Here is a 26,056-nt window from a genome sequence, read left to right as displayed (position 1 = left end):
TTAATAGCCGTAGCCATAACCGTAATCGTTGCCACCTACATAGGATGAACCGACAATAATCAAAAGGATGAATAACACAACCAAAAATGCGAAGCCGAAGCCTCCCTCATTACCTTTAGACATTTTACTTCCTCCTTTTCCTACAGGATACTGCATTGTATGTGCAGAACCCAGAAAGGAGCGGGCGCATACCTATTCCGTCTTACACATAATCCTTCACTGCATAACGTTTCCCATTTTCAATTTCATTTCCGGTCAGAATTTCGGCCAATACACCTGCAACAAACATTGGATCCCTAAGCGACTTGTTCGTCACATAATCTTTGAATTTCTGTACATCCTGGAATTGTTCTGGTTCGCTCGAACGTATATCTGCCTGCATATCCGTATCCATGATACCGGGATTGTAAGCAATAGCGATATTACCAGTATCAGCTTCGGCCTCTTCAAGAGCGACAGTTTCCGTGTAGCGGTTCAAACCAGCTTTTGATGTGCTATAGGCGCTCCAGCCATGCACAGAACGTTCCGCTGCACCAGAGGTGACATTCACGATGATAAGCGGGATATTATGCTTTTTAGCATATTTGAGGAAAATCGAGCAAGCCAGCATTGGTGCAGTCAAATTAATTGCCATATGCGCTTCCCACTCCTGCAGACTGTAGGCATCAGCAGTTGCAATCGGACCGACCACTCCTGCATTGTTGACTAAATAAACAGTATCGTCGGCTTTTGTGAAAATGTCTTCTGCTAATTCCTCGAAAACGTTCGCAGACGCCGCTGTATCCTGTAAATCACCATAGCAGTACGTATAACCAGCATTATCCTTTCCTTCAAAGGAAGGAAGATTATCACTATTCTTTCTTGCAACTCCTATTACTTGAATGCCTTTATCCATTAGTTGCTTGGCAATTGCTTCCCCCAATCCGCGGGAAGCCCCTGTTACTACTGCTGTTTTCATTTTTTCTCCTCCAATTCCCGTAATATAGCTGGGATTTCTGCATAGATACTGACGATTTCTTTTATCGGCATTCGCACCAATCCGCTCGATGACGGAGCCACAAATTCTATAACATCTTGCGTCACCGAAGCTTCCTGAATACCCCAGCCAGTCTGTTTTACCTTACTGTATTGCTGGTAAACGCCTTTGCCGACAAAACATGCCACCTGCGGTCGGTAATAAGCTAGTTTTTCCCGGAGCATCTTCGCTCCTTCTATGTATTCTTCCTTGGTTATATCTGCTGCAGCCTTGGTTGGTCTGGCTACTATATTCGTAAAACCTATTCCCTTATCCAGCAGATCCTGATCTTCAAAGGGTTCACATTTTCTCTCTGTAATGCCAGCTTGATATAAAATATTCCAGAATCGGTTATTGCGATTTGCATAGTGATGACCGGTTTCGCTTGAGCGTACACTTGGATTGAAGCCGATGAACAAAAGCCGCAGTCCTTTTTTAATGTGATCCGGTATTGGTTCAAGTTCCATTTCAGCACCTCCGCTCTTCCTCCATTGTAGCTTTAGGGACCTCAAGACGCAAAAAAAGCACAGTTTGACTGTGCTTTCCCTTAGTTATTGATATATATCGCCTGACTGCCAAGCTGCTCCCAAGCCTTCTCGAAATTCTCGCGATCAACTTGCTGGTCTTTCTGGCCATATGGGTTATTGATGAACACAGTGTCTTCTGTATAACCTGTAACTGCGACGCTATGGACACTGTAAGTTACGTCAACTGCTCCATTTGGTGTGTCCCATGTTTGTATATCATTAACCGGAGCAAGAGTCGCAGTTGTGATGATCCAAACCGGATTGCCATTATCCAAAGGTTGATAAATAGCCTCTTCGACTGATTTACCAGTCATGTCAACTGCCTTATCACCTGCTACTTGTTTCGCTACATCCATGACTGGTCCATGATAAACACCAAGTCCTGGCCCATTCGGCATGTCTCCGACGAATCCCTCATTTGGATCGCCATGCAGACCGTTGTCATAATTCAGCGGTACGTTTGCAATTTGATCGGCCAAGTCATTCTTTGTTACATCATAACCTGCATACTGCAGGACCATCGCTAAACTCGTTACCTCACAGCCATTATATAGCCGTGGTGCGTCCATTTGGTTAAGAAGCGGGACATCCAAGGGCCCGTCCTCAACCGCTGATAACTGTGGCACATCTTCTTTGTGCGCAATCTCTGTTTTCCTCGTTGCAGTATCTGATTCCGCCCGTATTTCATCCGAACGGTTCTGGTAAGTCAAAATAGCAAATATAAGAGCCAGGGCTGCCAAACTCACTAAGATGATAACATATTTATTTTTCATTTTTTCTCTCCTGTTGAATAGCTAGTTGAAAGGCATGATACTAATTATAAAGTAGCCCAGCTTACTATGACAATATACATCAATCTTTTAATAAAAATAAGGACAAATGCCATACTAACCAGGAGGTGATTGGAAATGAGCAGAAAAAAAAGCCAGTATGAAAAAGCAGCTACCAGTGTAAACAGACAAGGACTATCAGAAGACGCAGCAAATCAGGAACCGAAAAGCCAGCTGGAGCAGCGCGCTAAAAAAAAGAACACGAAAATATAAGAAATCCAGCCTCACTTGAGGCTGGATTTTCATTTTTTCCGTGCTACGACGAACCAAAGCTGGGCATCCTGTTCTGCACCTGCTTTAAAATCTACTCGCTGTTTATGAAGTGTCATCTCGACAACTTGATAGTCATCCTCAAGCAGCGCATACAATTCTTCTTCCTGGAAGAAATGCGCAATCCGGTCATGCACGAGGAATGTATCCTTTTCCATTTCCACTCCAGAACCATATAGCTTCTCATCTCTTGCTGACAGGCAAGAGAAAATCAATAATCCATCCTTGCGCAGCAATGATGTGAAATGGTCAAGCAGTTGTTCACGTTCTTCTTCTGTGTACATATGAAGGATACTCGATAGATAAATGCCGTCAAATCTCTCTGTCGAAGGAAACGGCAAATTTAAATAGTCTCCTACGAAATGATTTACATTGGCTAATCCGACTGCCTTAGCATGGCTGCTGGCACGCTCGATTGCCACTTCTGATATGTCACACGCTGTCACTTCAAATGCATATTCCCCAAAGAAGTTGCTATTCCTTCCATATCCGCATCCTGGTACGAATAACTGCTTCGCCTGATCCGCAGCAAAATATGGATAAGCCATGACAGCTGATGGTGTTGCTTCCGTTCCCCAAATGTCCCCTGCTTCAAAACGACTATTCCAATATGTTTGTAACATCATACTCATAGCGCCATTTCCCCCAGCATAGAGTTATATATACTTTCGGTAAATTATTTTACAAAGAATTTACTATGCATAGTGTAACATGTTTGGACAAGGATGAAAGGGTTATTTCTAAAAAAGATTGTAAAGAAATACTTATTATAATTTGTGCATTTCTTCACTTATTCCCACTCTTCTCGCAGCAGTCCCATACGAATGGAATCATAATATTCGCCATTATAATATCTGCATTTTCTCATACGGGCTTCCATCGTCATACCAAGCTTTTCTCCGAGCCGCACCATTCGTTTATTTCCTGACCAAGTTGTATAACCTACCCTAACAATCGGCATTGCCTTGAATAAATGTGATATCCATTGCCGGAGGGCCTCTGTCCCGTAACCTCCATTCCAATAGGCAGGTTCAAAGATCGTAATGCCCATCTCCAGCCATCTGGAAGGTTCATGTTCCCAGTAATAACTTACTGTTCCAATGATAGTTCCATCTGTTTCAATCACCCATTGATCCGGGGCCTTTTCTCCAAAGCGATAGGTAGCCAAAAACTTTTCCTTTGGCACGTGAACCAAAGGGAAATAAGGTGCGTCCCATTTTTTCCACTCTGGCTCTTTTTCTCCATATTTCAACTCCCAAAGAATCGGACCGTCTTCTTCTCTTGCCGGTCTGATTTTCATATTAGTCATCATCTATTTCCTCCACTCGAACATGCGGCCACAGCCACTGCCAGTTTTTCTGTTTTACTCTTTTCAGATAGATAGGATGATAGCTTGCGGCCTTCACGTATAATGGAGTCGGCGCAATACGGCAAGCCAGTAAATCATCCACTCCATATGGCGCAAGCAAGCGTAGCTTCTCTCCCTCAAAAGTTACACCAATACTGGTAGCTGTTTCCGGATAGCATGCAATAGCATGCTCCGTATCTCGAAAAGCAGGCATCCTATTGACTTCATGCATCCTGGCCTGGTTTTTCACTGACCACGGCACATCTGGTAACATTTGCAGCAGCTTATTTTCATATTGCTTTTCTGTCACTTCATCTGTATCGGAAGCATCAAAATACACAACATCTACATCCGGAAGCGGAGTTCTTCGGGTATATCCATGTTGGACATCCCAAACCTTTGATCTGACAAATCCGGCGCTTATACAGAAATCAGGGAGGTGTAACATCGCTGCTGCGCTGAGCACTTCCATCATCCATTTGTCTTGTTTGATTGCTTTTAGTATATCTTCTTCTGTTTTAAGCATTAGACGCATTCCTTCTTAGTTAACTCAGCGTGTATCTTATTTAGGCTCATAGCGATACACCTTCAAATCGATACTCCCATTCAAGATCTCCAGCCCTTCTTCATACAATCTCTCCAGCTGTTCGTTTCGTGTCTCTTCATCCTGTATCTTTAGCTTGCCATCGGCACTGATGACGCGATGCCAGGGAAGATCATGTTTCCTGCTCATGCTATGTAATATTCGTGATACTTGCCTAGCTCCGCGTGCTTTACCTGCCGCTGCACCGATTTGGCCGTAGGTCATTACTTTTCCTTTTGGTATCGACTTGATGATACCAATCACATTCTCGGTGAAGGGATCCATTATATACCCTCCTTTTTTTAGAACTATCTGTCAATTAGTATAGCAAACTTCCAGTCGCTGTGAAATTTACATGAAAATATGATAGACTCGTTCTAAATAGTCTAGCAGGTCAACTTCTGTTTAACATCATGCTGGACGGGCTATGTAGTAAACGAGAGGAGAATGTGTGATGAAGCATATTGTATTTTTTGACGCAAGCTGCCCACTTTGTTCAACTGCAAAGCAAGTTATCCAAAAATTGGATTGGCTGGATAACGTGAAATGGATCCCGGTACAAAATATCGAGAATTACGAGCGTTTCCGTTTCCTTGCCAAAGGTGATGTGTACGACCGAATTCATATGATGTCTTTCAAAGGTGATATTTACAAAGGACATGAAACTGTCAGGAAGGTACTGACACTGCTGCCAGTTACCGCAGTATTAGGATGGATCCTGCATCTTCCATTCCTTGACCCCTATTTGGAATCCCTATATAAATGGGTATCCGATAACCGCCATGACTGGTTTGGCACAAAACAATTAAAAGCAATTTAAAAAAGAAGGGGCAGCTGCCCCTTCTTCTTTTATAGGTATTTCTTTAGAACTCGTTTCCCTTCATAGCTGAATAACACATGTTTCCCCTCAATATACGTTTCCATATGGACGAATCTTCCCCATAGCTGATAAAAGTAAGGCAATGTCCGCTCAAGATACGTCAAATCCAATTCGACACCTTCATAATGATGCTTCAGATACAGCTCACCATTAGACATATAATCGCCGTCTGTTACGGTTAAATAAGGGAAACCTCCGTTTACCCGCATCGTAATAAGCTGATCGCGGACCGCTTCCCAGTCTTTGTCTGTGATTTTATATTCATTTCCTTGCTTCTGGAACAAGTACATATCTTCCCGGTACACAAGGTCTTTTGTCAGGTAATTTCGCAGGAAGGATATATCCGATTCTATTTCCCGGACCTCGAACATTTTCTCCCTTCCGGAGCCTGGCTTCACACCATACCGTTTCATCTCTTCGGTCGGATTGTCAAACCGTTCTTCGATATCTTCAAAAATCTTAATACCAAGATAATAGGGATTAATTTGTGATGGAGACGGCTGCACGACACCAGCGTTGAGCTTTGCATACTCGATTGCTTCATCACTTGTCAAATCCATTTCTCGGAGAATGCGAGCATGCCAGTACGAAGCCCAGCCTTCATTCATGATCTTTGTCTCAAGCTGCGGCCAGAAATACAGCATTTCCTCCCGCATCATTGTCAGTATATCACGCTGCCAATCTTCTAAGGTCCGGCTGTATTCCTCTATAAATAGAAGAATATCTTTTTCCGGACGAGGCGGGAATGCTTTTCGTTTTCTTTCTTTCTTATCTTTTGACTTTCCGCGATCAACAAACCAAAGATCATCATATTCCGTCGCCTTTTCTGGACTTTCATCTGTCTCATCGTCATCAATATCCCAGCCGAGCTTCGGCCGCAGCAAGGATGGATCGATATGCTCCTGAATTGCCAGCACAGCATCGAGGAAATCCTCGACTTCCTTCTTGCCGAATTCTTTTTCATATGCAGCTATCCGTTCTGCTGTAGCTGCCATACTATCGACCATGTTACGGTTTGTATTTTGGAAGCGAACATTATTTTTAAAGAAATCACAATGCGCAAGCACATGGGCGACAATCAATTTATTCTGAACAAGACTATTGGAATTTAACAAAAAAGCATAACAAGGATTGCTATTGATTACAAGTTCATAAATCTTACTCAAACCAAGGTCATATTGCAGCTTCATTTTATGAAATTGCTTCCCGAAGCTCCAATGTGTGAATCTTGTCGGCATACCATAAGCACCGAATGTATAAATGATGTCAGCAGGACAAATTTCATAGCGCATCGGGTAGAAATCAAGACCGAAGCCCTTTGCGATTTCCGTTATTTCCCCGATTGCCCTTTCCAATGCGTGTGTGTCGGATTGCAGCACGGGCCTTCTCCCCTTTGTACGTAATAGTACTCATACATATGCTGATAAGACAGAAAAAAGACACCCATTCGGGTGTCTTTTTTCATTCGCTCACTTTTTGATAATAATAGACCAGTGTCTCCATCCCTTTATCGAAGCTTTCCAGCGGGAAGCTTTCATTCGGGGAATGCAGTCTGTCCTCAGGTGTTCCGAAACCAAGCAGAACCACTGGCATTTGATAAACCGTATCAATCCATTCGACGACCGGAATCGATCCTCCCATACGAACGAAGACTGTTTCCTTACCGAAGGCCTGTGTCAGACTTTCCGCTGCTTTTTGGATCAGCGGATGATTCGGATCGACTTTGTATGCTTTTGCTTTGAAAGGTTCCGGTCTCACTTCCACACGAACGCCAGCAGGTGCATGTTTTTCGATGTGTGCCGTGATTTTCTCCACGATATCCACTGGATCCTGTCCAGGTACGAGACGGCTGGTGATCTTCGCTGTTGCCTCAGCCGGGATGATCGTTTTCGTACCTTCTCCTTGGTAACCACCATACATACCGTTGATTTCCAGTGTTGGGCGAGCCATTGTATGTTCCTTGGCAGTGTAACCTTTTTCGGAAACTGCTTCCGGCACGCCGACTGTCTGAACAAAGTCTTCACCTGGTGCTTGCGCCATCAGTTTACGCTCTTCTTCAGGCAATTCCTCTACACCATCATAGAAACCTTCTACTTGAACGACTTCTTCTTCATCCTTCAAGGAACTTAGGATATGCGCCAATGCCTGAAGCGGATTACGGACAGCACCACCATACATACCGGAATGCAGATCGCGATCTGGTCCATAAACAGAGAACTCAAGCGCAGCTGCACCTTTCAAGCCATAAAGCATAGTCGGCTGGCCTGCTTCGACCATCCCGGAATCGCTGATGATAGCAAAATCGGCTTGGAATTGCTCTGTGTGCTCATGCAGTACAGCATGCAGATTTGTACTTCCGATTTCTTCTTCTCCTTCGATACATACTTTTACATTGATCGGCAGCGCGCCTTCTGTTTTCATGAATGCTTCGAATACTGCCAGGTGCATGAATACCTGACCTTTGTCATCACTCACGCCTCGTGCATAGATCCGTCCGTTTCGTACAGTCGGCTCGAATGGCTCGCTGTCCCAAAGCGGAAGCGGATCTGCCGGCTGCACATCATAATGTCCATAGAAAAGTGCAGTCGGTTTATCCGGACCTGCACCAAGCCATTCACCCGTTACGATTGGATGACGCTCTGTTTCTTGGATGGTCACTTTATCGAAGCCGATTTCTTTCAAATAGTCAGCCGTAAAGCCGGCTGTCTTTGCAACATCTTCCTTGTATGCACTATCTGTGCTGATACTGGGAATCCGAAGATATGTATAAAGCTTCTCTAGCAATTTCTCCCGATTTTCCTGTAAATAAGCGACAACTTGATTCGTCATTTGCGCCACCCTTTCCTTTTCTTACTAGTGTAGCATAAATCGGCTGATTCTTGTTTAGCTTGTACCCGCTGGTGGAAACTAAATAGAAATACATAGTTACGTCAGGAGGAGAACAATGGGTAATGTATTGATTGTCGCAACGAATCACGACAGCCTGAAACAGACACCCCACACAACAGGACTCTGGTTCAGTGAACTGACGAATTTTTACGATAAACTAAAGACACGTCATGTCATGACGGTTGTCAGTCCAAAGGGCGGAAATATACCAATAGATCGTCGCAGTCTTACAGGGCTGTTCACAAGCCATAAGTTGCGGAAGTACTACCGTGCTCCAGGGTTCAGGAAATTATTGGAGAACAGTCTATCTCCGAAGGAAGTAAATGCTGCCGATTATGATGCTATTTATTTCACTGGAGGTCACGGGACAATGTGGGATTTCCCTGAAAATAAAGAGCTGCAGCAGTTGACTAGGGATATCTATGAAAATGGAGGAATTGTTGCCGCCGTTTGTCACGGCCCTGCTGCATTGCTGAATGTGAAGCTGTCTGACGGAACTTACTTATTGCAAGATAAGACAGTCACTGGTTATTCCGACCGCGAAGAAACTGCTAGCCTGAATAAACACGAAATTCCTTATAGCTTGGAAGAGCAGCTTAAAATACGTGCACTTACGTACCACAAATCAAAAGTGCCTTTCAAAGGACATGTAGAAGCAGACGACAGACTGATCACCGGGCAGAATCCAGCCAGTGTCAAAGATGTAGCGAAAGCAGTCATCAAGCGAATTGAACAAAAAGATTTTGAAGAAAATCCTCGTTCTTTCCGCGCTGTACTGCGAATTCCAGAGGAAGAACAAATTTTAAGAAGAAAGCCAGCTCCATAAACGGAGCTGGCTTTTATCAATCTTCCATTGCTTGCTTCAAGTCTTCGATCAAATCTTCACTATCCTCGATACCAACACTGATTCGGATCAAACCATCCGTAATACCTAATTCTGCTCTGCGTTCCTGCGGAATGGATGCATGCGTCATTTTAGCAGGAAGGGATATGAGGCTTTCGACTGCTCCGAGGCTTTCTGCCAAGACGAAATATTTCGTTTTACGCAGTACTTGATCTGCTTTTTCACCACTGCCGACATCAAAGGATATCATACCGCCAAAGCCCTCTGCTTGGCTTGCAGCAATATCGTGTCCTTTATGCTCAGGCAGACCAGGATAATAAATCGTACTCACTCCTGGATGTGCTTTCAGGAAGTCGACTAGCTTGGCACTATTTTTCTCTATAGCTTCCATGCGGATACCAAGTGTCTTGATTCCGCGAAGAAGCAGCCAGCTGTCTTGCGGTCCAAGAACAGCACCAGCAGAGTTCTGGATAAAGTGCAGCTCATCAGCAAGTTTGTCATCATTTACGACAACGAGTCCTGACACGACATCGCTATGACCGCCAATATATTTCGTTGCACTGTGAAGTACGATATCTGCTCCCAAATCAAGCGGATTCTGCCAATAAGGTGTTGCGAAAGTATTATCGACAATCAGCAGAACGTCATGTTTCTTCGCGATTTCCGCCATCTTCTTGATATCTGTAATTTTCAATAATGGATTGGTCGGTGTCTCGACATAAATGGCTTTTGTTTCTGGTTTGATTGCCTGCTCAACCTCTTCCGGCGAACTTGTATCTACAAATGTGTGCCCAAGCTGATAGCGATTTAGTACCTTTGTCGCTAAACGGTAGCTTCCGCCATACACATCGTCAGTCATGACAACATGGCTGCCTGCTTCAAAAAGCATCATCACAGAAGTAATGGCCGCCATACCGGAACTGAATGCAAAGCCTCTTTTACCGTTTTCCAAAGCTGCAATTGTTTCTTCCAATGCATGACGTGTCGGATTACCTGTACGGGAATATTCATAGCCTGTATGTTCACCAGGTCCTGGCTGTTTGTACGTACTTACCTGGTATATAGGCACACTAACTGCGCCCGTTTTTTCGTCCGATGTAATTCCACCGTGAATCATTTTTGTTTTCCGTCTCATCGTAATCCTCCTTGATAGATCTGCTGACTGAGGTAGCGCTCACTGCTGTCCGGGAAGATGGTCACAATCGTCGTCCCTGGCTTAGCATGCTCTGCTTCTTTAAGTGCTGCAGTGAAAGCAGATCCGGAAGAACTGCCGACAAGCAGCCCTTCTTTGGCAGCCAACTCTTTTACGTAATAAAATGCATCATCATCTGAAATTGTATGAATTGCATCAAAATATGCTGTATCCATATAATCAGGTAAAAACTCCATGCCTATACCTTCTGTACGGTGGGATCCTGGAGCACCCCCGTTCAGGATCGAACCCTCCGGCTCAACAATGACTGTCTTCACTTCAGGATTCTGATCCTTCAAGTAACGCGCTGTACCCATAAACGTTCCGCCTGTGCCGCCACCAGCTACAAAGATATCCACTTTACCTTCAAGGTCACGCCATATTTCCGGACCAAGCGTCTTATAGTAAGTCTCCGGGTTAGCAGGATTAGCAAATTGCTGCGGGCAATAGCTGTCAGGGATTTCATCCAGCAGCTCTTTCGCCTTTTTAATTGCTCCTGTCATCCCTTCGGATGTCGGTGTATTGATTACCTTTGCCCCAAGCGCCCGCATCAGCTCCTGTTTTTCCTGGCTGAATTTCTCTGGTACGCAGAAGATTACGGAAACCCTGCGTTTCAAGGCAGCCAGTGCAATACCAATACCGGTATTACCCGCTGTCGGTTCAATGATCGTACCGTTTTCCTTCAGTTTCCCTGTCCGAAACGCCTCATCGATCAAATTGACACCAAGCCGATCCTTCACACTGCCACCAGGGTTATAAAACTCCAGTTTCGCAAATAAACGAACTCCCTCCGGAAGAGAAAAGTTCGTTATTTGTACAATCGGTGTATTCCCAATCAGTTCATGTACTGAATTGTAAACAGCCATTTTCTCCCTCTATTCAGCGAAAACTTGACGCCATTCATCTTTTTTAGAAAGCATTTCTTTCGCAATCTCCTGTGCACCCTCAAGACTGTGGTTAGCTGCCCAGCCACATTGCACTTCATTGCAAGCAGGCACTTCTGTTGCATCGAGCACATCTTGCAGTGTTTTTTCCAAAGCGACGAGGATGTCGTCATAGCTGTCATTATTCAAAATGGAAACATAGAAACCTGTTTGGCAGCCCATTGGACCGATATCAAGGATATTGTCGATATTATTGCGGATATTCTCAGCCATTAAATGCTCCAGGGAATGCAGACCTGGCATTTCCATATACTCTTTGTTAGGTTGCTTGAAGCGGATATCGTATTTGTATACTTTGTCTTGTGCTCCCTCTGTTGTGCCGACTAAGCGGACATATGGTGCAGCAACTTTAGTATGATCAAGGTTGAAGCTTTCTACGTTCATTTTCTTTGTCATGATTGTCTCTCCCCTTACGCTTTTTCTGCTGTGATCAAATAGACGAAGCGGTTCATTTGCTTAAATGTAACATGAAATCCGTGCGTTTGGAAAATGTTACGAAGCACTTGCATCGTCGTATAATATTCGGTTGTCAAATCCTGGACAAGTCTGTCATATCCCTTATCCTTTTCTTCCTGAATTAGCTGATCACGACCTTCTTCACTTGAGAATACCGTATCAGCAAATATTACTTTTCCGCCTGCTGGAAGCAGCTGTGCATATTTCGTAATTGCCTGCTCCTTCTCCTCATCTGTCAGATGATGGAATGCCCACGTACTTACGATGGCAGAAACCTCGTGATCAGGCTGCGGAAAGGAGAGAAAATCACCGTCTACTATCTGAAGCTGCGGGAATTTCCGGGATGCATGCTCGCGCATCTCTTTGGAAGGTTCAATTCCAGTTACATTCAAACCTTTAGCTAACAGCTTTTCAGAAAGGTTTCCTGTTCCGACACCAAACTCCAGTGTGTTTCCTTCTGCAGCATCAGCGACAGTTTGCAGGATTTCATTGTATTTATCAAACACTTCTTTATATTGTGGATCCTGGCCAGTAACCGTATCATCATACGTCTCTGCCCATTCATCGAACATATCGATAAATTCGCGGCCCATTTCATCACCTCAAGTGTAATATCTCAAATATCCAAGTAAACTAATAAGGATTATTGTGTTTATGACAGAAGAATACCATAGTACCTCAGTTTATTCAATGAAAAGATACGATGCCAGTCATAAATTCCACTTTTTAGGAATACAAAGTCAACAACTATAAAAATAGTGGAAAAGTTACAAATTCATACTATATAATAAGATGGAGAGGAGTGGTCGTCATGATCGATCTGCGTAGTGATACGGTCACCAAGCCATCAGAAGCGATGCGGAAAGCTGCTTATGAAGCAGAAGTCGGAGATGATGTCTATGGAGAGGATCCAGCTGTAAATGAGCTAGAGGAAACGGTTGCCGATTTACTTGGAAAGGAAGCCGCACTATTCGTGCCAAGCGGTACTCAGGGGAATCAAATCGCAGTACTTTCTCATTGCAACCCTGGTAATGAAATCATCTTGGAAGAGGAATCCCATATTTTTCTCTATGAAGGAGCTGCTACATCCATTTTTGCAGGTGTGCAGACACGTACACTGAAAGGGGAACGCGGGGCGATATGTCCGGAGGGATTAGCTGCTGCTATCCGCAAGGACGATATTCATTTTCCAGAAACAGGCTTGATTTGTCTGGAGAATACGCATAATAAAGCAGGCGGAGCCGTCATCCCGATCGAGAATATGATGGTGATTGCCCAAATAGCTCGTGAACATCGAATTCCGATTCACTTGGATGGCGCACGTTTGTTCAATGCATCCGTCGCTTCCGGTATTAGTGTGGCAAAATATGCGCAGCTGACCGATACTGTCCAGGTTTGTTTGTCCAAGGGCTTAGGAGCGCCTGTCGGTTCTGTTCTGGCAGGATCTGAAGTGTTCATTGCTAAAGCTAAAAAATGGAGAAAACGTCTTGGAGGCGGCATGCGCCAAGCCGGCATATTAGCAGCACCTGGCCTTGTTGCCCTGCGTGAAAATGTGGAACGTCTCGCAGACGACCACGAGAATGCTAAGCTATTGGCAGATGGCCTAGCTGAAATTGACGGTATTGAAATCATGAATAAGGTTGAAACGAATATCGTACTTGCAGATGTGCAAGGTACCGGTATGACAGCAGATGCTTATGTGCAGTTGCTCAAGGAACAGCAAGTATTGGCAAATGCTTTCGGTCCTTACAGTGTTCGTTTTGTCACACATTATGACGTTGGTAAAGGTGCGATAAAGAAAGCTTTGGCAGTTGCTTCATCTCTTTCGAAACAGCCAAATTAAAAAGAGGCTCCCGTGTGGGAGCCTCTTTTTTATCTTTCGTTATTAGGGAAGACACGATTTAGCATATTGCCGAATTCTAAGAAGAAGCCTTTTACTGGCTGACCTTCATCAATTTTGTTGTTGTAGTCTTCTGCCATTCCCAAAAAGTCTGGATCTGCGGATACATATACATTATCGATATCTTCATCGACTGATTTAACTGCTTTTTCCACATCTTTTTTCATCTTGTCTGTTACTTCATTATTGTTGTTATTACCAGTAGCTGTGTTGCCCATTCCGTTGTTGCCTGTGTTACCGTTATTTCCGTTATTTCCATTGTTTCCATTGTTTCCATTGTTACCATTAATACCGTTATTACCATTGTTACCGTTATTGTTATCGTCCTTCATATCGACAGCTACATAAGCATTGTTATCCGTTGTAAATACATACGCTCTATCTACACCTTCAACTTCTTCCACTTTTCTTGCTACGTCATCTGCAACCTGGTAACGCGGCTGTTGGTCATCACCATTTTTCTGGCGATCATCACCATCTCTTGTATTGTCAGTATTACGGTCGACTAAATTATTGTCCGTATTATTGAATCTAGTCGGTTCTACATTGCCCATGCCAGTGTCATTGTTATTATCGTCATTCTGACAAGCTGTAAGCGTAATCGCAGCAAGGGCAGCCATGCTGATTAATTTCCACTTTTTCATTGGTGTTTCCTCCTTTGATTTACCATACTGCGCTTAGTATGTACGGTTTTTTTCACCCTATACAAAGGAGGTGACCCTGCTGCTTATATCTGCCAGCAATGTTCCTGCTGATTGGAGAGATACTATCTATACCCTGACAGGAAGGGGATAGCGCAATGAAAGTCCAGGATTACGAAAAAGCACTGCTATTTACAATTTGGGGTCAATGGGATGATCTCCTTGTCCTCATGGTACGCACAAAGGATGATCTGCTTTCCAAGCGGATTGAAATCTTTCTACATGCCTTTCATTATCCCTCCGAACAGCACGCTGTCGTGAAATCTCATGAAGAGCTGATTCAATATATCGATCATGCGTTAGGTCATACAACCCTATATGCTTTGGACATGTAAAATAGACTCGAGCATTGCGCTCGAGTCTATTTTATTTAATCTGATCATCCGGCGTTTCACTCTCCAGATTCTTAAACCTTAATTCGAAGAGATCCTTGCGGCGATCATGCAAATGACGTACAGTACCAGTCTTCCGCTGGCGCTGCAATATCTCCAAATCAACATCACCAACAACAACTGTCTCAATATTCGGCGGACACTCTCCAACAATTCCATCACGCGCAAATTCAAAATCAGAAGGTGTGAAAATTCCAGACTGAGCATATTGAATATCCATATTTTCTACTTGAGTCAAGTTGCCAACCGTTCCTGCGATGACAGTATACACTTGGTTTTCGACTGCACGCGCCTGTGCACAATAGCGAACTCGCAAGTAGCCTTGCCGATCATCCGTACAGAATGGTACAAAAATGATATTCGCACCTTGATCTACTGCATAGCGTGCAAGCTCTGGAAATTCGATATCATAGCAAATTTGGATTGCAATTCGGCCGCAATCTGTATCAAATACTTTTACTGTGTCCCCAGGCTGGATGCCCCACCATTTTCTCTCATTCGGTGTAACATGTATTTTATATTGCTTCTCAATTGTGCCATCCCGGCGGAAAAGATAGGCAATATTATATATATGCTCGTCCTCTTCCACAAAGTGCGAGCCTCCGACAATATTGACATTGTAGCGGACAGCCAGACTAGTGAATAGCTCGATATACTGCTCCGTAAATTCAGATAGTTTACGGACTGCTTTAGAAGGTACTTTTTCTTCAAGGAAGCTCATGAGCTGGGTTGTGAAGATTTCGGGAAATACAGCAAAGTCAGATCCAAAATCATAGGCGACGTCAACATAATATTCGACTTGCCTTGCAAACTCCTCAAACGATTCGATTTGCTTCATCATATATTGAATAACCGTGATTCGCACCGGATAAGACGTTTTGAAATGACGTTTCGTTTTGGCATGATATTCAATGTTATTCCACTCCATTAAGGTAGCGAAAGTTGCGGATTGCTTGTCATCAGGCAAATAGTCACGATTAATCCGCATCACGCGAAATCCGTTCATCATTTGGAAAGTAAGTACGGGATCATAGATATTCTGTGATTCCACTTCTTCCACATACTCCCGTGGTGTCATTTCATCCTTGTACTTATGATAATTTGGGATTCTTCCGCCGATGATGATGCTTTTCAGATTCATCTCTGCGGCCAGTTCCCTCCTCGCTTCATAAAGGCGCTTCCCAATCTTCATGCCACGATAATCCGGATGCACCATGACCTCAATGCCATACAAATTGAAACCATCCGGGTTATGGTTTGTGATATATCCTTCATCCGTGATGTCATCCCACGTATGTCGATCATCGTATTCATCAAAATTGACAATCAAACTGGAACAACTGCCAATGATCTTACCGTCAACTTCCACACAGAATTGGCCTTCTGGGAATATATCGATATGACTTTTCAAATGGCTTTTTTTCCACGGCTCCATGCCTGGGAAGCACACTTTCTGCATGTCCAGGATTTGATCAATATCTGCTTCCGTAATATTACGTAAAACAACCTTTTTCTCAAACTGCGACAAATCAAGTTCAGACATAGTAGGTATCCTCTCTATTCAGCAAAGTTCACTATTGTTTTTACCCTTCCTGATATACATGTAGTCCTATTATGAGCTAAAAGCCTGTCTAAAATCGATACTTCCCGGCACAGATTACCTTGCTTCTCTCTAAAAAGGTTTAGTTGTCGTCATGATTTCCATGTCTTTCATCATCACGTGAATCTCTTTTATCATCATAATCTCGTTCATTTCCTTGCTCTCTCGCAGAGGACTGTTTAGATTCTTCGGATTTATTTCGATGATTATCTTTTTCATTTTCTTTTTGCCTATTCGACTCTTCTTTTTCCATCTGTTTTTCTTTCGCTTTGGATTCCTTCTGAGCTTCCCTCAACTGCTTATCTGCTTCTTTGGCTCGCTTTTTTTCATCCTTGGATGGCTTAGCTGCTTCTTTTGCTTTTTCTTTATCTTCCTTCATTGCTTCTCTTGAACGCACAGCTTCTTCGTTCTTTTTTTGTTCAGTTGCTGCTTTTAGCGGTTTGGCTTCTGCCTGTTCCGCCTTTGCTTTCACTATATTTGCTTGTTGATCCGCTTTCTCCCTCACTTCAGCGGATTCTGCCACAGCATGTACAGACTGTGAATCAGGGTCCTCACTTGTCTGAAGGGAAGTCTCTTCCGCTTCTGCTCCATCTTCTTCCACATCATTTTTATAAAAATCTTTAATAATAGCTGAATCTGATTGTGTAAGAGCAGGTACAGACTTAGATGAGTCTTCATCCAGGATGGACTCTGCCATAATTTCATTCATGGATTTTTGCTCGTCCTGGGCTGTTTCACGTACCTTATCAGGTACTTGGTAGGAAGCAATATGTAATGTATCATTGAAACCAATGATCGAACCTTCTAAAATATTGGTCAGCTGCTTGTCCTCTTGCTTGGTATCAATATAATTCACACCAATAATAATACTTTCCGAGTCAGCTAAAAGACCTAAGTCACTCGATATACGCAAAATACTGGCCGCGACCGTCTTAACATCCTCACCTTGCCAATCATCCAGATTTGCTAGGACCGTTTTCGCATCTTCGTTCAAAGCTGCCACAGAGACGACATCCATACGATTATTCACTTTCAATTCAATGCTCGGATTGAAATCCAAACTGACGTACGCGTATGCTTTATTGCCGTTGTACCAGGAATAAACCGGGAATAACGCCAGAACAAATACAAGCACCAATACGGCAACCCGCATGAAATTTTTCATGGAAGGTGTCCAATGCCTAATTCTTGTTCTCCGAACCAGTTCCTGTGCACTAAATTCGACTTCTTGCCCGATCTCTGCCTGCCCTTGCGCGTTGATTTCCAGGAATGTGCCTTCACTGGTCAACACAATCGTGCTCCGGCGGCTTTGCTTCACGACGACTCCTCTCTTCACTAACTCACCCCCTTCATGTAGTCCTTCAGGTAGATATAATCCTCGCTCAGTATAACGAAAATAGCGAGAATATACTTCCTGTTCCTTTCCAATGTCTTCTTACTAACTGTTACCTTTTCAACAAGCTGCTTAATCGGGATTTTCTTTTTTCTTATCACATAATCCCGCAACTCATGATCTTGATGAAGAATCTTAGCTGCTTTGATGGCCGTTTCCCTCGCATCACGATGCTTTGGTGCAACACGGATTAGCTCCTGAAAGGATAGCTTGTATTCCTTCAGTTTCCTATCATACTCCTCGATTTCAGCACGACGATACCATGCTTCCGTTTCCTGATTATAAGCTGTCTGGGCAGCTTCAGCTTCCCGCGGATTCTCGCTGTCATCTTCATACAGCTCATCGAGCGAAGCAGCCGGAAGGCGGATCCGTTCATGTCTGATATAGTCGATCGTCTTTCGTTTAATCACAAGCTTGGCAAACGAAAGGAACGAGCTTCCTTTGTCATCTGCATACGCAAGCATCGCTTCATTGAAAGCAGAAAGGCCAATGCTGAATTCTTCATCCTTGGTAGGATCGATAAATCTGCGGCATACCTCGGAAACAGATTTTGCAATAAAAGGCTGATAACTCTCAATCAGCTCATTTTGCATATCGGTATTCCCGGCCTGCACTTGTTTGATCTGTTCTTCTAATTTTCCGCGGTTAGGATCATTAGACTGGCGTAGATACAAGACCTATCACCTCCAGCCTTCTATATTTTTCGTAACATAATTGTAATTTTCGGGTGTAACATGCTAATTTCATTTGTAAATTTCGTATAAGTTCATTCGTAATTTTTTTATATGACATATGGCTTACTCCAATACTTAACCAATATGCCTATCATACAACACCTAGAGTGAGGAGTGCTTCTCAAAATAATTACAAAAAAATTAAATCTCTGCAACAATAACCCCCATAAAAAAGCCGTCCTGTATAAACAGGACGGCTTTTTTATTAACCGGCAGAACGTTTGATGCCGCTCTGCTGCATTAAATACATCTGATAATATTGTCCCTTTTTCTCCAATAGGGACATATGATTGCCTTGTTCCAATATCTTCCCGTGATCCAGGACAAAAATCTGGTCAGCATGCATAATGGTCGAAAGCCGATGCGCAATAACCAATGTCGTTCTGCCCTGTTTGAGTACATCCAAAGCCCGTTGGATAATCGCTTCTGTTTCCGTATCGATATTGGCTGTTGCTTCATCAAGGATTAGGATAGACGGATTGAAAGCCAAAGCCCTCGCAAAGGAAACCAGCTGGCGCTCTCCCATAGAAAGTGTGGAGCCGCCTTCCTTGACCGGTTCATCATACTGTTTTGGAAGCTTGGAAATGAATTGCTCCGCTCCTACTGCTTGCAATGCCTGGATTGCCATTTCCCGAGAAATATCCGGATTGTTCATCGTCACATTCGTCAAAATAGTACCGGTAAAAAGGAATGGATCCTGCAGTACAATTCCCATACTGCTGCGAACCTGCTGGCGTGACATTTCTTTTGTATCGATTCCATCGATCGTTATTTTACCCTTTTGGTGATCATAAAACCGGAATAGTAAATTCATGATAGAACTTTTCCCAGAACCAGTATGACCAACAAAGGCTGCTGTCTGGCCGCTTTTCACTTGGAAGCTAAGATTCTTTAAGACATAATCTTTATCATTATATGCAAAGCTGACATGATCGAATTCGATCTCTCCACGGTTTTTCTCCCGTTTAGCCTCCAAATCCACATCTTCACCCGGCTGATCAAGCAGCTGGAATACCCGGGAAGCAGCAACACGGGCCTGCTCAAGAAGCGGCAGCTGGTTCACTGCATCTGTAACCGGATTAAACAAGCGGTTCAAGTAATCTACAAAGGCATACAGTACACCAACGGTAACAATTGAGCCGCCTGTTGCGGCAGCACCGCCGAAATACCAGATGAATGCAACAAAAGCTAAATTACGAAGCACTGTCACTAAGTTATGCGAGGTTAAGGCGCTAAGCTTCATCAGCTTACGCTGATAATTGAAGTTCCGGGTATTAAGGACTTCGAATTCTGCTTTCGTCTCTTTTTCTCTGTTGAACGCCTGGATGATCGGCATCCCCTGTATCGATTCATTGATACTGCCGTTAATCTCACTTACTGTTTTTCGGACGACTTTATTATACTTAGTACCAAAATACTTATAAACTTTCATCCAAGCCCAGAAAATCGGAATGACTAGCAAACAGATAGCAGCAAGCCGGGCATTCAGGAAGAACATCGCAACGAAAATCCCAGCCATGTACACGAAACTCGTAACGAAGGTTGCCAGCACCCTTTCATATAGATCACGGATTGCCTCCGTATCGTTTGTGATCCGAGCCACGATTGTACCTGCTGGCCGATCCACATAATAATTGATCGGAACACGCTGCGTATGGGCAAATATATCATTCCGCATCGTACGGACAATTTTATTGGAAGCCTGCTGGAGCAGGAACGTCTTCCAAAACTGGAATATAGCTGCGATGAATAGAAGTGCTGCATAGACAATCAGAAGTATGATAATCGGCTGGAACTGCGGACTGAAAAATTCATACAGCTCACCTGCTGAAAGTCTCGTAGCTTCTGCTTCTTCAATCCCCTCGGGACTATCAACCGTGATTGTTCCATTCTCATATGATCTGGAACCATCCAAAGTCAAAACCGCATCCGTGAAATAAAAATGCCTGCCAATCTGTAGAATCGTTGCTTCACCGATTGCATCTTCTTTCGTTTGTATTTCATCAGACCGGACATAAGTTTTTCCATCGTAATTTACAGTTTTATCGGTTTCATCTTCTACCTCATACCAAGTAGCTTCAATACCAAGGATATGGTGATCAATGATTCTTGCGGCTATTAAAGGACCCGCCAGCTCCAGTACCACTGCAATCAGCAAACAGACAAGACCGATACTGATCGTTTTTTTATTGCTTAAAGCGTATCGGAACAGTCTACGTTCCGTGGTGTTTTTCTTCATGAGGAGATAACCTCCTTATCCTCTAGCTGCTGCAAGTAATACTGACTAGCATACCAGCCGTTTAAAGCCAAAAGTTCTTCATGCGTGCCCTGTTCTATGATTTTTCCCGCATCCAGCACAATAATCTGTTCTGCATGCTTAACAGCTGAAAGACGGTGAGCTGCAATGATTGTGGTTTTTTCCTGGCGCTCTGTTTTCAAATGTTCAATAATATTTGCTTCAGTCTTGCCATCGACCGCACTCATCGAATCATCGAGGATCAGCACTTCAGGATTTTTTATAAAAGCACGTGCAAGGGCTACGCGCTGCTTCTGGCCTCCAGAAAGCGTTACACCGCTCTCGCCAACTTTTGTATCCAGTCCTTCCGGCAGACTCTGAATATCTGTAAGAAAATGCGCAAGTTCCATTACGCGGAATATCTCTTCATCAGATGCATCATGTTTTCCATATCGGATGTTCTCTCTGATTGTTTTAGAGAAGAGAATCTGTTCCTGCGGTACATAACCGATCCAGCTGCGTGTCTTTTCCAATGTAAACTGATCGATCGGCGTACCTCCCAGAAGCAATCTGCCTTCTCCTGGCGGATATTGCCGAAGCAGCTGCTTGAACAGAGTCGACTTACCCGCACCAGTCTTACCGACAACACCAAGAGTTGTTCCCTGTTTGATTTCAAGGGTGATATTTTGAAGGCGTTCTGTATCATTCCCTGGATAGCGGAAGCTCAAGGAATCGAAAACGATATCTCCTGGCTTTTCCTTATCAGCAGGCTGTGAAGGATCTTTTACATCGGCAGGATAATCTAGTGTCGTATTGACACGGTCCAGGGAAGCATTGCCCCGCTGCAGGACGTTGATTAGTTCCCCTACCGCAAACATCGGCCAAATCAGCATGCCTAGATACATATTGAATGACACTAAATTACCTAGCGTGATTTCATTCCGGAAGACGAGCAAAGCGCCATAGCCGATGCCGATTGTATAGGAAAGTCCAACTAGGATTTTCATTGTCGGCTCGAACAACGCATCGATTTTAGCTACCTTGATATTCTTCTGATAGACATCCTCTGTCATATTCTGGAATCGTTTCTCATCTTGTTTTTCCTGAACGAACGCCCGGGTGACACGAATGCCGCGGATCGATTCCAACACTTCATTATTCAGGTTTCCGAAGGCTTCCTGAGCTTCTGTGAAGCGTTCATTGATTGCTTCCCCGTATTTATGCATCACGATAGCCATGATAGGCATCGGGATAAGAGCGACTAAAGTCAGCTCCCAGCTGATTGAAAATCCCATGATTCCAATGATCATCAGCATGAAGATGCTCGAGTCGACCAAGGTTAGCACCCCGAAACCGCTCGTCAGATAAATGGCTCTTAAATCATTTGTACCTTGAGCCATCAGATCACCTACTTTTTTCTTATCAAAAAATGTAGGCGTCATACGGAAGAAATGTCCCATCAGCTTGGAACGCATCAACCGCTCCAGAATTGCGGAACCACTGAAAAGCGTGTAATCCCATACATAAGAAATGACGTAGTGTAAGACGATCAGCAAGAGAAATAAACCGATGACTTGCCAAAGCCTTTCTGTCGTCAAAGAGTTATAGTTAATCTCATCGATGGTCTGACCGATCAGCATCGGCGGAATCAACCCGATCAGACTTGCAATAATAAGAGCGATAATTGCAATCGTATATCGCTTCCAATATTTCAGGAAGAACCAATCCAGCTTTTTCAATACATCAAACATACTTTCCCCAACCTTCTCTCACGAATTTGTCTCAGTCGTTCAGCTAGCCATCATCATTCCAATCTTCTTCCCATGGTCTTGTTTGAACGTTCAGCATAAGCTTTCCTCCTTGTTTTCTTGTTATGATAAAAAGCTGAACAGGAAATCCAGCTTGTATCAACAACTCGTTGAATTTGCGCATAAAAAAAACGCGCACGCCCGCAGACGTACACGTTCTCAGAAGTAAGCAGCAAGCGATATGCGGCAGACTCCATCCAGATAAAGTTATCCCTGAAAAGATTCCGAACAAAGGAGGAGCTGCCCATTATGAAATTGGCTGATAAAAACTATTTTCCGGTTATTCATTTTGGGCTCCTCCTTTCAATTGTTATTTTATGCATAATAAGTATATACATACCGGTTTAAAAAGGTCAACGATATTTTCAAACAATTTGAGCAATAAGCAATAGATAAACATTTGTCCTTATGTGGTAAACTAAAGAAGATAACTAAAAAAAGGAGTGTCACGATCTATGTTATTAGATGACATCTTGGCTCATAACCAAAAATTCGTAGAAGACAAAGCATATGCACAGTATGAAACGGACAAGTTTCCTTCCAAAAAAGCTGTCATTCTAACTTGTATGGATGCCCGCTTGCTGGAATTGCTGCCTAAGGCAGTCAATTTGAAGAACGGAGATGCAAAAATCATTCAGAATGCTGGCGCAATGCTCGTTGACACTTCTGACAGTGCCATGAAAAGTATCTTAGTAGCAATCCATGCCTTAAAAGGCGAAGAAGTCTTCGTAATCGGCCACAAAGACTGCGGTATGCACCATTTGCATGGCTCTGATATGCTGGAACAAATCGGAAAGCAGGGCGGAGATGTTGAGACATACTTACGTCAATCATCAAGCGAAGATATTGCAAATACATGGTTCGATGGTTTTAACAGCGTGGAGGAATCTGTAGAAAGCAGTGCATCCTTGATTGCAAATCATCCATTGCTTCCTAAACAGGTACCAGTACATGCGCTTGTAATCGATCCAGCAACTGGAGAATTGACTGTCATCCGCAACGGATACGAAAAAACCAACTGACATTTTGTCAGTTGGTTTTTTTTGAATGTTCTTTTATGATTTCAATTACACGTTGTTTCGCTTCTTGACTTTCATAATGACTCATATTTCGCAGTATTTCATTTTTATGTTCCTTGAGATCCTGTAAATGCTGAATCAAAGAGGCACTTGTAAGATCTTCTTCTTCCAGTACATCTGCATAGCCTTGTTTTTTAAAGGAGCTTGCATTAAGCAGCTGATCGCCTCGGCTCGCTTTACGAGATAAAGGTACCAAAAGCATTGGCTTACGCAGTGCCAAGAATTCGAATATGGCATTTGAACCAGCACGTGACAAGACAAAATCAGAAGCGGCGAACAAATCATTCAGCCCTTCGTTCACATATTCAAATTGTACATATCCATCGCGCTTGATTGTATCATCCATTTGATTCTTACCGCAGATGTGTACAATTTGGAATTCTTTTAGCAGCGTATCCAAGCTGGAACGAACGGCTTCATTTATCACTTGGGAACCACCGCTTCCTCCCATAATGAACAGCACTGCTTTATCAGGAGAAAAACCAAGCTGTTCTAAACCAACCCGGCGATTACCCTGAATCAGCTCATCCCGTACAACTGCTCCAACCCATTCTGCTTTCTTGGCAGATACATGTGATACTGTTTCTGCAAATGTCGTTACGATTTTCTTCGCGAATGGCATTGCCAGCTTATTCGCAAGACCTGGTGTGATATCTGATTCATGAATGACTGCCGGAATATGACGCAGCCAAGATGCAAACAAGACAGGAACGGAAACGAATCCACCTTTGGAGAAAATCACATGTGGTTTCACTTTCCCCATGATTCGATACGCCTGCATTGTTCCTTTCATCACTTTAAAAGGATCTTTGAAATTCTCTTTAGACATGTACCTTCTCAGTTTTCCTGTTGAGATACTATGATAGGTCACACCTTCCATCGGTTCAATGAGGTCACGCTCTATTCCATTCTTTGAACCAATGTAATCGATCTTCCACCCTTCTTGCCTGAATACAGGAATCAAGGCCACGTTCACGATTACATGGCCGGCAGTGCCGCCCCCCGTAAATAGAATCCGTTTTTCCTTCATGTTGTAAATCCTTCCCTTTCCCATTAAAAGCACTTCTCTATTTAATATATCTGTAATTTATTTGTAATGTAAACGAAACATTTAATCGCCTATTCTATCCTAAAGGATATTTTAGAAAAAAGAAAGGGCTTTTTGGCATATGACCAATATATGCTTTTTCGATCTAATATTTTCCTGAAAACAGAAAAAAACAGCAGTGAAAACCTGCTGTTCAAACGGAAATTTCTGTCTCTTCGTTCGAGAAGAAGCGCTGCATGGCGTAGAAAACATCCGTTTTCTTCCGCAGCACATAATACCGGAATTTCGGATGATCCATCTTACGGAAAATCTGCATAAGCGTGGAATGGCGATTATACTGGTTGACTTCTCCGTAGCCGAACATACTTGATTTCTCGATTAGCTGATTGATCAGTCCAACGCAGCGGCTGTTATCAGATGTAAGGTTGTCGCCATCTGAAAAATGGAATGGGTAAATATTATAAGCTGATGGTGGATACTTCTCGTCTATTAACTGCAAGGCTTTTCTGTAAGCCGAGGAACAGATCGTCCCGCCGCTCTCCCCTTTGGAGAAAAAGGACTCTTCATCGACAACATTCGCCTCTGTATGATGGGCAATGAATTCAATTTCCACTGTTTCATATTTCGTCCGCAGGAATCTTGTCATCCAAAAGAAGAAGCTTCTTGCCACATACTTTTCCCAATTTCCCATACTGCCGCTCGTATCAAGCATGGCAAGTACCACTGCCTTCGAATCCGGTTTTTCAATCGCGTCCCAGGTTTTGTAGCGTACATCCTCCGGAAAAATCGGAGCGAATGCTGCAGTACCGCTTAAAGCATTGCGTTTGAACGCCTCCAGCATCGTACGTTTCTTGTCGATATTACCGACAAGCCCTGTCTTGCGGATGTCATGAAATGCAATATCCGTCACAATCATCTGCTGTTCATCTTTTTGCTCCAAATTCGGCAGCTCCAGCTGACTGTAGAAATTCTCTTCCAATTCCTCAAACGAAACTTCTGCTTCATAATAGTCCTGACCAGGCTGATCCCCTGCTTCTCCTTGCCCTTTACCTGGCGCCTTCTGCTGACCGCCGGCACGCCCCAGTACATCTCCTACTTTACTGTCGCCTTTTCCTTGGCCGGCATGTTTATTCTTGTCTTGGCTATAGCGGATCTTGTATTCATCCAATGATCTAATCGGTATCTTGATCAGATCTTTCCCATTAGACATGATAATATTTTCTTCTGTGATCAAATCGGGCAGCTTGTTCTTCAATACTTCCTGGACCTTCTCCTGATGCCGCTTTTGATCATCATATCCTTTTCGATGGAGGGACCAGTCTTCTTCTGACACTGCAAAATGATTGGAATCACTCATTCGCCAGCCTCCTTAAGATAATTAGTCTAT

28 protein-coding genes are annotated in these 26,056 nt (G+C 43.5%); 6 read left to right on the top strand and 22 right to left on the bottom strand.

The annotated features are described in order from the left end of the window. The 4 genes from ABXS78_RS05310 to ABXS78_RS05295 all read right to left on the bottom strand — a co-directional run bounded on the left by ABXS78_RS05310 (position 1) and on the right by ABXS78_RS05295 (position 2,315). The gene (locus ABXS78_RS05310; RefSeq protein WP_084160650.1) at positions 1-123 is read right to left on the bottom strand and encodes a YjcZ family sporulation protein; all 123 of its coding nucleotides are present in this window, start codon (positions 121-123) and stop codon (positions 1-3) included. A gap of 79 nt (positions 124-202) precedes the next feature. Beyond that, positions 203-958 (bottom strand): (S)-benzoin forming benzil reductase, encoded by a 756-nt coding sequence (locus tag ABXS78_RS05305; protein WP_366249230.1) that lies wholly within the window; start codon positions 956-958, stop codon positions 203-205. Beyond that, on the bottom strand, positions 955-1,482 hold the full coding sequence (locus ABXS78_RS05300) for a mismatch-specific DNA-glycosylase (protein WP_366249229.1): 528 nt from the start codon (positions 1,480-1,482) through the stop codon (positions 955-957). The genes ABXS78_RS05305 and ABXS78_RS05300 overlap by 4 nt, the downstream gene beginning before the upstream one ends. Before the next feature lie 80 nt (positions 1,483-1,562). Beyond that, positions 1,563-2,315 (bottom strand): C39 family peptidase, encoded by a 753-nt coding sequence (locus tag ABXS78_RS05295; protein ID WP_366249228.1) that lies wholly within the window; start codon positions 2,313-2,315, stop codon positions 1,563-1,565. Positions 2,316-2,450: 135 nt separating this feature from the next. Here ABXS78_RS05295 and ABXS78_RS05290 point away from each other — a divergent pair, with 135 nt between their 5' ends. Next, complete coding sequence (locus ABXS78_RS05290) at positions 2,451-2,585, top strand: small, acid-soluble spore protein L (RefSeq protein WP_141234158.1); 135 nt, start codon at positions 2,451-2,453, stop codon at positions 2,583-2,585. 29 nt (positions 2,586-2,614) lie between these two features. Here ABXS78_RS05290 and ABXS78_RS05285 read toward each other — a convergent pair whose 3' ends face one another. From ABXS78_RS05285 to ABXS78_RS05270, 4 genes are all read right to left on the bottom strand, one after another. Then, the gene (locus ABXS78_RS05285) at positions 2,615-3,274 is read right to left on the bottom strand and encodes a class I SAM-dependent methyltransferase (RefSeq protein ID WP_366249227.1); all 660 of its coding nucleotides are present in this window, start codon (positions 3,272-3,274) and stop codon (positions 2,615-2,617) included. Positions 3,275-3,432: 158 nt separating this feature from the next. Beyond that, positions 3,433-3,954 carry a GNAT family protein gene (locus ABXS78_RS05280; RefSeq protein WP_366249226.1) on the bottom strand — a complete coding sequence of 174 codons (522 nt, stop codon included), beginning with the start codon at positions 3,952-3,954 and terminating at the stop codon, positions 3,433-3,435. Continuing rightward, positions 3,944-4,516: a nucleotidyltransferase family protein gene (locus ABXS78_RS05275; RefSeq protein WP_366249225.1), complete on the bottom strand. Its 573-nt coding sequence runs from the start codon at positions 4,514-4,516 to the stop codon at positions 3,944-3,946. Before ABXS78_RS05275 ends, ABXS78_RS05280 begins: the two co-directional genes overlap by 11 nt. Positions 4,517-4,552: 36 nt before the next feature. Then, complete coding sequence (locus tag ABXS78_RS05270; protein WP_366249224.1) at positions 4,553-4,858, bottom strand: MGMT family protein; 306 nt, start codon at positions 4,856-4,858, stop codon at positions 4,553-4,555. Positions 4,859-5,027: 169 nt separating this feature from the next. Here ABXS78_RS05270 and ABXS78_RS05265 point away from each other — a divergent pair, with 169 nt between their 5' ends. Further along, positions 5,028-5,393, top strand: coding sequence for a DUF393 domain-containing protein (locus ABXS78_RS05265; protein ID WP_366249223.1), 366 nt, complete (start codon positions 5,028-5,030; stop codon positions 5,391-5,393). Positions 5,394-5,422: 29 nt separating this feature from the next. On the opposite strand, the gene ABXS78_RS05260 is transcribed toward ABXS78_RS05265, so the two are convergent. Then, positions 5,423-6,832 (bottom strand): SpoVR family protein, encoded by a 1,410-nt coding sequence (locus tag ABXS78_RS05260; protein WP_366249221.1) that lies wholly within the window; start codon positions 6,830-6,832, stop codon positions 5,423-5,425. A gap of 82 nt (positions 6,833-6,914) precedes the next feature. Continuing rightward, positions 6,915-8,282 carry a dipeptidase gene (locus ABXS78_RS05255; RefSeq protein ID WP_366249220.1) on the bottom strand — a complete coding sequence of 456 codons (1,368 nt, stop codon included), beginning with the start codon at positions 8,280-8,282 and terminating at the stop codon, positions 6,915-6,917. Between the two features lie 115 nt (positions 8,283-8,397). Between ABXS78_RS05255 and ABXS78_RS05250 the strand changes: the two genes are divergently transcribed. After that, positions 8,398-9,168: a type 1 glutamine amidotransferase domain-containing protein gene (locus ABXS78_RS05250; protein ID WP_366249219.1), complete on the top strand. Its 771-nt coding sequence runs from the start codon at positions 8,398-8,400 to the stop codon at positions 9,166-9,168. A gap of 16 nt (positions 9,169-9,184) precedes the next feature. Here ABXS78_RS05250 and ABXS78_RS05245 read toward each other — a convergent pair whose 3' ends face one another. Genes ABXS78_RS05245 through ABXS78_RS05230 form a run of 4 tightly spaced genes read right to left on the bottom strand, consistent with a single transcriptional unit; the run spans position 9,185 to position 12,371 of the window. Next, positions 9,185-10,321, bottom strand: coding sequence for a bifunctional cystathionine gamma-lyase/homocysteine desulfhydrase (locus ABXS78_RS05245; protein WP_366249218.1), 1,137 nt, complete (start codon positions 10,319-10,321; stop codon positions 9,185-9,187). After that, a complete protein-coding gene (locus ABXS78_RS05240; RefSeq protein ID WP_095223717.1) occupies positions 10,318-11,244 on the bottom strand; it encodes a cysteine synthase family protein in 927 nt (308 codons plus the stop codon). The genes ABXS78_RS05245 and ABXS78_RS05240 overlap by 4 nt, the downstream gene beginning before the upstream one ends. Positions 11,245-11,253: 9 nt before the next feature. Next, positions 11,254-11,718, bottom strand: coding sequence for an S-ribosylhomocysteine lyase (locus ABXS78_RS05235; protein ID WP_095223716.1), 465 nt, complete (start codon positions 11,716-11,718; stop codon positions 11,254-11,256). 14 nt (positions 11,719-11,732) lie between these two features. After that, a complete protein-coding gene (locus ABXS78_RS05230) occupies positions 11,733-12,371 on the bottom strand; it encodes a class I SAM-dependent methyltransferase (protein ID WP_366249217.1) in 639 nt (212 codons plus the stop codon). Positions 12,372-12,589: 218 nt separating this feature from the next. Here ABXS78_RS05230 and ltaE point away from each other — a divergent pair, with 218 nt between their 5' ends. Then, positions 12,590-13,621, top strand: a complete 1,032-nt coding sequence (ltaE, locus tag ABXS78_RS05225; protein ID WP_366249216.1) for a low-specificity L-threonine aldolase — start codon at positions 12,590-12,592, stop codon at positions 13,619-13,621. Positions 13,622-13,650: 29 nt separating this feature from the next. Here ltaE and ABXS78_RS05220 read toward each other — a convergent pair whose 3' ends face one another. Continuing rightward, on the bottom strand, positions 13,651-14,322 hold the full coding sequence (locus tag ABXS78_RS05220; RefSeq protein ID WP_366249214.1) for a YhcN/YlaJ family sporulation lipoprotein: 672 nt from the start codon (positions 14,320-14,322) through the stop codon (positions 13,651-13,653). Positions 14,323-14,477: 155 nt separating this feature from the next. Here ABXS78_RS05220 and ABXS78_RS05215 point away from each other — a divergent pair, with 155 nt between their 5' ends. Then, positions 14,478-14,714, top strand: a complete 237-nt coding sequence (locus ABXS78_RS05215) for a YhdB family protein (protein WP_095223712.1) — start codon at positions 14,478-14,480, stop codon at positions 14,712-14,714. Positions 14,715-14,745: 31 nt separating this feature from the next. Here ABXS78_RS05215 and ABXS78_RS05210 read toward each other — a convergent pair whose 3' ends face one another. The 5 genes from ABXS78_RS05210 to ABXS78_RS05190 all read right to left on the bottom strand — a co-directional run bounded on the left by ABXS78_RS05210 (position 14,746) and on the right by ABXS78_RS05190 (position 22,485). Beyond that, positions 14,746-16,314 carry a bifunctional GNAT family N-acetyltransferase/carbon-nitrogen hydrolase family protein gene (locus tag ABXS78_RS05210; protein ID WP_366249213.1) on the bottom strand — a complete coding sequence of 523 codons (1,569 nt, stop codon included), beginning with the start codon at positions 16,312-16,314 and terminating at the stop codon, positions 14,746-14,748. Between the two features lie 139 nt (positions 16,315-16,453). Then, complete coding sequence (locus ABXS78_RS05205) at positions 16,454-17,707, bottom strand: anti-sigma factor domain-containing protein (protein WP_366249212.1); 1,254 nt, start codon at positions 17,705-17,707, stop codon at positions 16,454-16,456. Beyond that, a complete protein-coding gene (gene sigI, locus ABXS78_RS05200) occupies positions 17,707-18,438 on the bottom strand; it encodes an RNA polymerase sigma-I factor (protein WP_366249211.1) in 732 nt (243 codons plus the stop codon). Before sigI ends, ABXS78_RS05205 begins: the two co-directional genes overlap by 1 nt. Before the next feature lie 265 nt (positions 18,439-18,703). Then, positions 18,704-20,737, bottom strand: a complete 2,034-nt coding sequence (locus ABXS78_RS05195) for an ABC transporter ATP-binding protein (RefSeq protein ID WP_366249210.1) — start codon at positions 20,735-20,737, stop codon at positions 18,704-18,706. Beyond that, positions 20,734-22,485, bottom strand: a complete 1,752-nt coding sequence (locus ABXS78_RS05190) for an ABC transporter ATP-binding protein (RefSeq protein WP_366249209.1) — start codon at positions 22,483-22,485, stop codon at positions 20,734-20,736. Before ABXS78_RS05190 ends, ABXS78_RS05195 begins: the two co-directional genes overlap by 4 nt. Before the next feature lie 512 nt (positions 22,486-22,997). Here ABXS78_RS05190 and ABXS78_RS05185 point away from each other — a divergent pair. After that, complete coding sequence (locus ABXS78_RS05185; RefSeq protein WP_095223707.1) at positions 22,998-23,564, top strand: carbonic anhydrase; 567 nt, start codon at positions 22,998-23,000, stop codon at positions 23,562-23,564. A 7-nt stretch (positions 23,565-23,571) separates the two neighbouring features. Here the strand turns inward: ABXS78_RS05185 and ABXS78_RS05180 are convergent, their stop codons facing one another. Both ABXS78_RS05180 and yhbH read right to left on the bottom strand, forming a co-directional pair. Further along, the gene (locus ABXS78_RS05180; RefSeq protein WP_095223845.1) at positions 23,572-24,651 is read right to left on the bottom strand and encodes an undecaprenyldiphospho-muramoylpentapeptide beta-N-acetylglucosaminyltransferase; all 1,080 of its coding nucleotides are present in this window, start codon (positions 24,649-24,651) and stop codon (positions 23,572-23,574) included. A 211-nt stretch (positions 24,652-24,862) separates the two neighbouring features. Further along, positions 24,863-26,026 carry a sporulation protein YhbH gene (gene yhbH / locus ABXS78_RS05175; RefSeq protein ID WP_366249208.1) on the bottom strand — a complete coding sequence of 388 codons (1,164 nt, stop codon included), beginning with the start codon at positions 26,024-26,026 and terminating at the stop codon, positions 24,863-24,865. Positions 26,027-26,056 lie beyond the last annotated feature (30 nt).

Origin of the sequence: Terribacillus aidingensis (genome assembly GCF_040703035.1) — a bacterium.
Taxonomy (GTDB): Bacteria; Bacillota; Bacilli; order Bacillales; family Amphibacillaceae; genus Terribacillus.
Note: the sequence above shows the minus strand (reverse complement) of the source record. Positions and strands in the feature narration are given on the sequence as shown.

Bases quoted from the DNA above. Each gene is read 5' to 3' on its own strand.
- ABXS78_RS05185 (WP_095223707.1), top strand. From the start codon at position 22,998: ATGTTATTAGATGACATCTTGGCTCATAACCAAAAATTCGTAGAAGAC.
- ABXS78_RS05245 (WP_366249218.1), bottom strand. From the start codon at position 10,321: ATGAGACGGAAAACAAAAATGATTCACGGTGGAATTACATCGGACGAA.
- ltaE (WP_366249216.1), top strand. From the start codon at position 12,590: ATGATCGATCTGCGTAGTGATACGGTCACCAAGCCATCAGAAGCGATG.
- ABXS78_RS05215 (WP_095223712.1), top strand. From the start codon at position 14,478: ATGAAAGTCCAGGATTACGAAAAAGCACTGCTATTTACAATTTGGGGT.
- ABXS78_RS05195 (WP_366249210.1), bottom strand. From the start codon at position 20,737: ATGAAGAAAAACACCACGGAACGTAGACTGTTCCGATACGCTTTAAGC.
- ABXS78_RS05255 (WP_366249220.1), bottom strand. From the start codon at position 8,282: ATGACGAATCAAGTTGTCGCTTATTTACAGGAAAATCGGGAGAAATTG.
- ABXS78_RS05230 (WP_366249217.1), bottom strand. From the start codon at position 12,371: ATGGGCCGCGAATTTATCGATATGTTCGATGAATGGGCAGAGACGTAT.
- ABXS78_RS05285 (WP_366249227.1), bottom strand. From the start codon at position 3,274: ATGAGTATGATGTTACAAACATATTGGAATAGTCGTTTTGAAGCAGGG.
- ABXS78_RS05310 (WP_084160650.1), bottom strand. From the start codon at position 123: ATGTCTAAAGGTAATGAGGGAGGCTTCGGCTTCGCATTTTTGGTTGTG.
- ABXS78_RS05240 (WP_095223717.1), bottom strand. From the start codon at position 11,244: ATGGCTGTTTACAATTCAGTACATGAACTGATTGGGAATACACCGATT.
- ABXS78_RS05280 (WP_366249226.1), bottom strand. From the start codon at position 3,954: ATGATGACTAATATGAAAATCAGACCGGCAAGAGAAGAAGACGGTCCG.
- ABXS78_RS05290 (WP_141234158.1), top strand. From the start codon at position 2,451: ATGAGCAGAAAAAAAAGCCAGTATGAAAAAGCAGCTACCAGTGTAAAC.
- ABXS78_RS05295 (WP_366249228.1), bottom strand. From the start codon at position 2,315: ATGAAAAATAAATATGTTATCATCTTAGTGAGTTTGGCAGCCCTGGCT.
- ABXS78_RS05275 (WP_366249225.1), bottom strand. From the start codon at position 4,516: ATGCTTAAAACAGAAGAAGATATACTAAAAGCAATCAAACAAGACAAA.
- ABXS78_RS05190 (WP_366249209.1), bottom strand. From the start codon at position 22,485: ATGTTTGATGTATTGAAAAAGCTGGATTGGTTCTTCCTGAAATATTGG.
- ABXS78_RS05235 (WP_095223716.1), bottom strand. From the start codon at position 11,718: ATGACAAAGAAAATGAACGTAGAAAGCTTCAACCTTGATCATACTAAA.
- ABXS78_RS05265 (WP_366249223.1), top strand. From the start codon at position 5,028: ATGAAGCATATTGTATTTTTTGACGCAAGCTGCCCACTTTGTTCAACT.
- ABXS78_RS05270 (WP_366249224.1), bottom strand. From the start codon at position 4,858: ATGGATCCCTTCACCGAGAATGTGATTGGTATCATCAAGTCGATACCA.
- ABXS78_RS05220 (WP_366249214.1), bottom strand. From the start codon at position 14,322: ATGAAAAAGTGGAAATTAATCAGCATGGCTGCCCTTGCTGCGATTACG.
- ABXS78_RS05300 (WP_366249229.1), bottom strand. From the start codon at position 1,482: ATGGAACTTGAACCAATACCGGATCACATTAAAAAAGGACTGCGGCTT.
- ABXS78_RS05180 (WP_095223845.1), bottom strand. From the start codon at position 24,651: ATGAAGGAAAAACGGATTCTATTTACGGGGGGCGGCACTGCCGGCCAT.
- yhbH (WP_366249208.1), bottom strand. From the start codon at position 26,026: ATGAGTGATTCCAATCATTTTGCAGTGTCAGAAGAAGACTGGTCCCTC.
- ABXS78_RS05250 (WP_366249219.1), top strand. From the start codon at position 8,398: ATGGGTAATGTATTGATTGTCGCAACGAATCACGACAGCCTGAAACAG.
- ABXS78_RS05305 (WP_366249230.1), bottom strand. From the start codon at position 958: ATGAAAACAGCAGTAGTAACAGGGGCTTCCCGCGGATTGGGGGAAGCA.
- ABXS78_RS05210 (WP_366249213.1), bottom strand. From the start codon at position 16,314: ATGTCTGAACTTGATTTGTCGCAGTTTGAGAAAAAGGTTGTTTTACGT.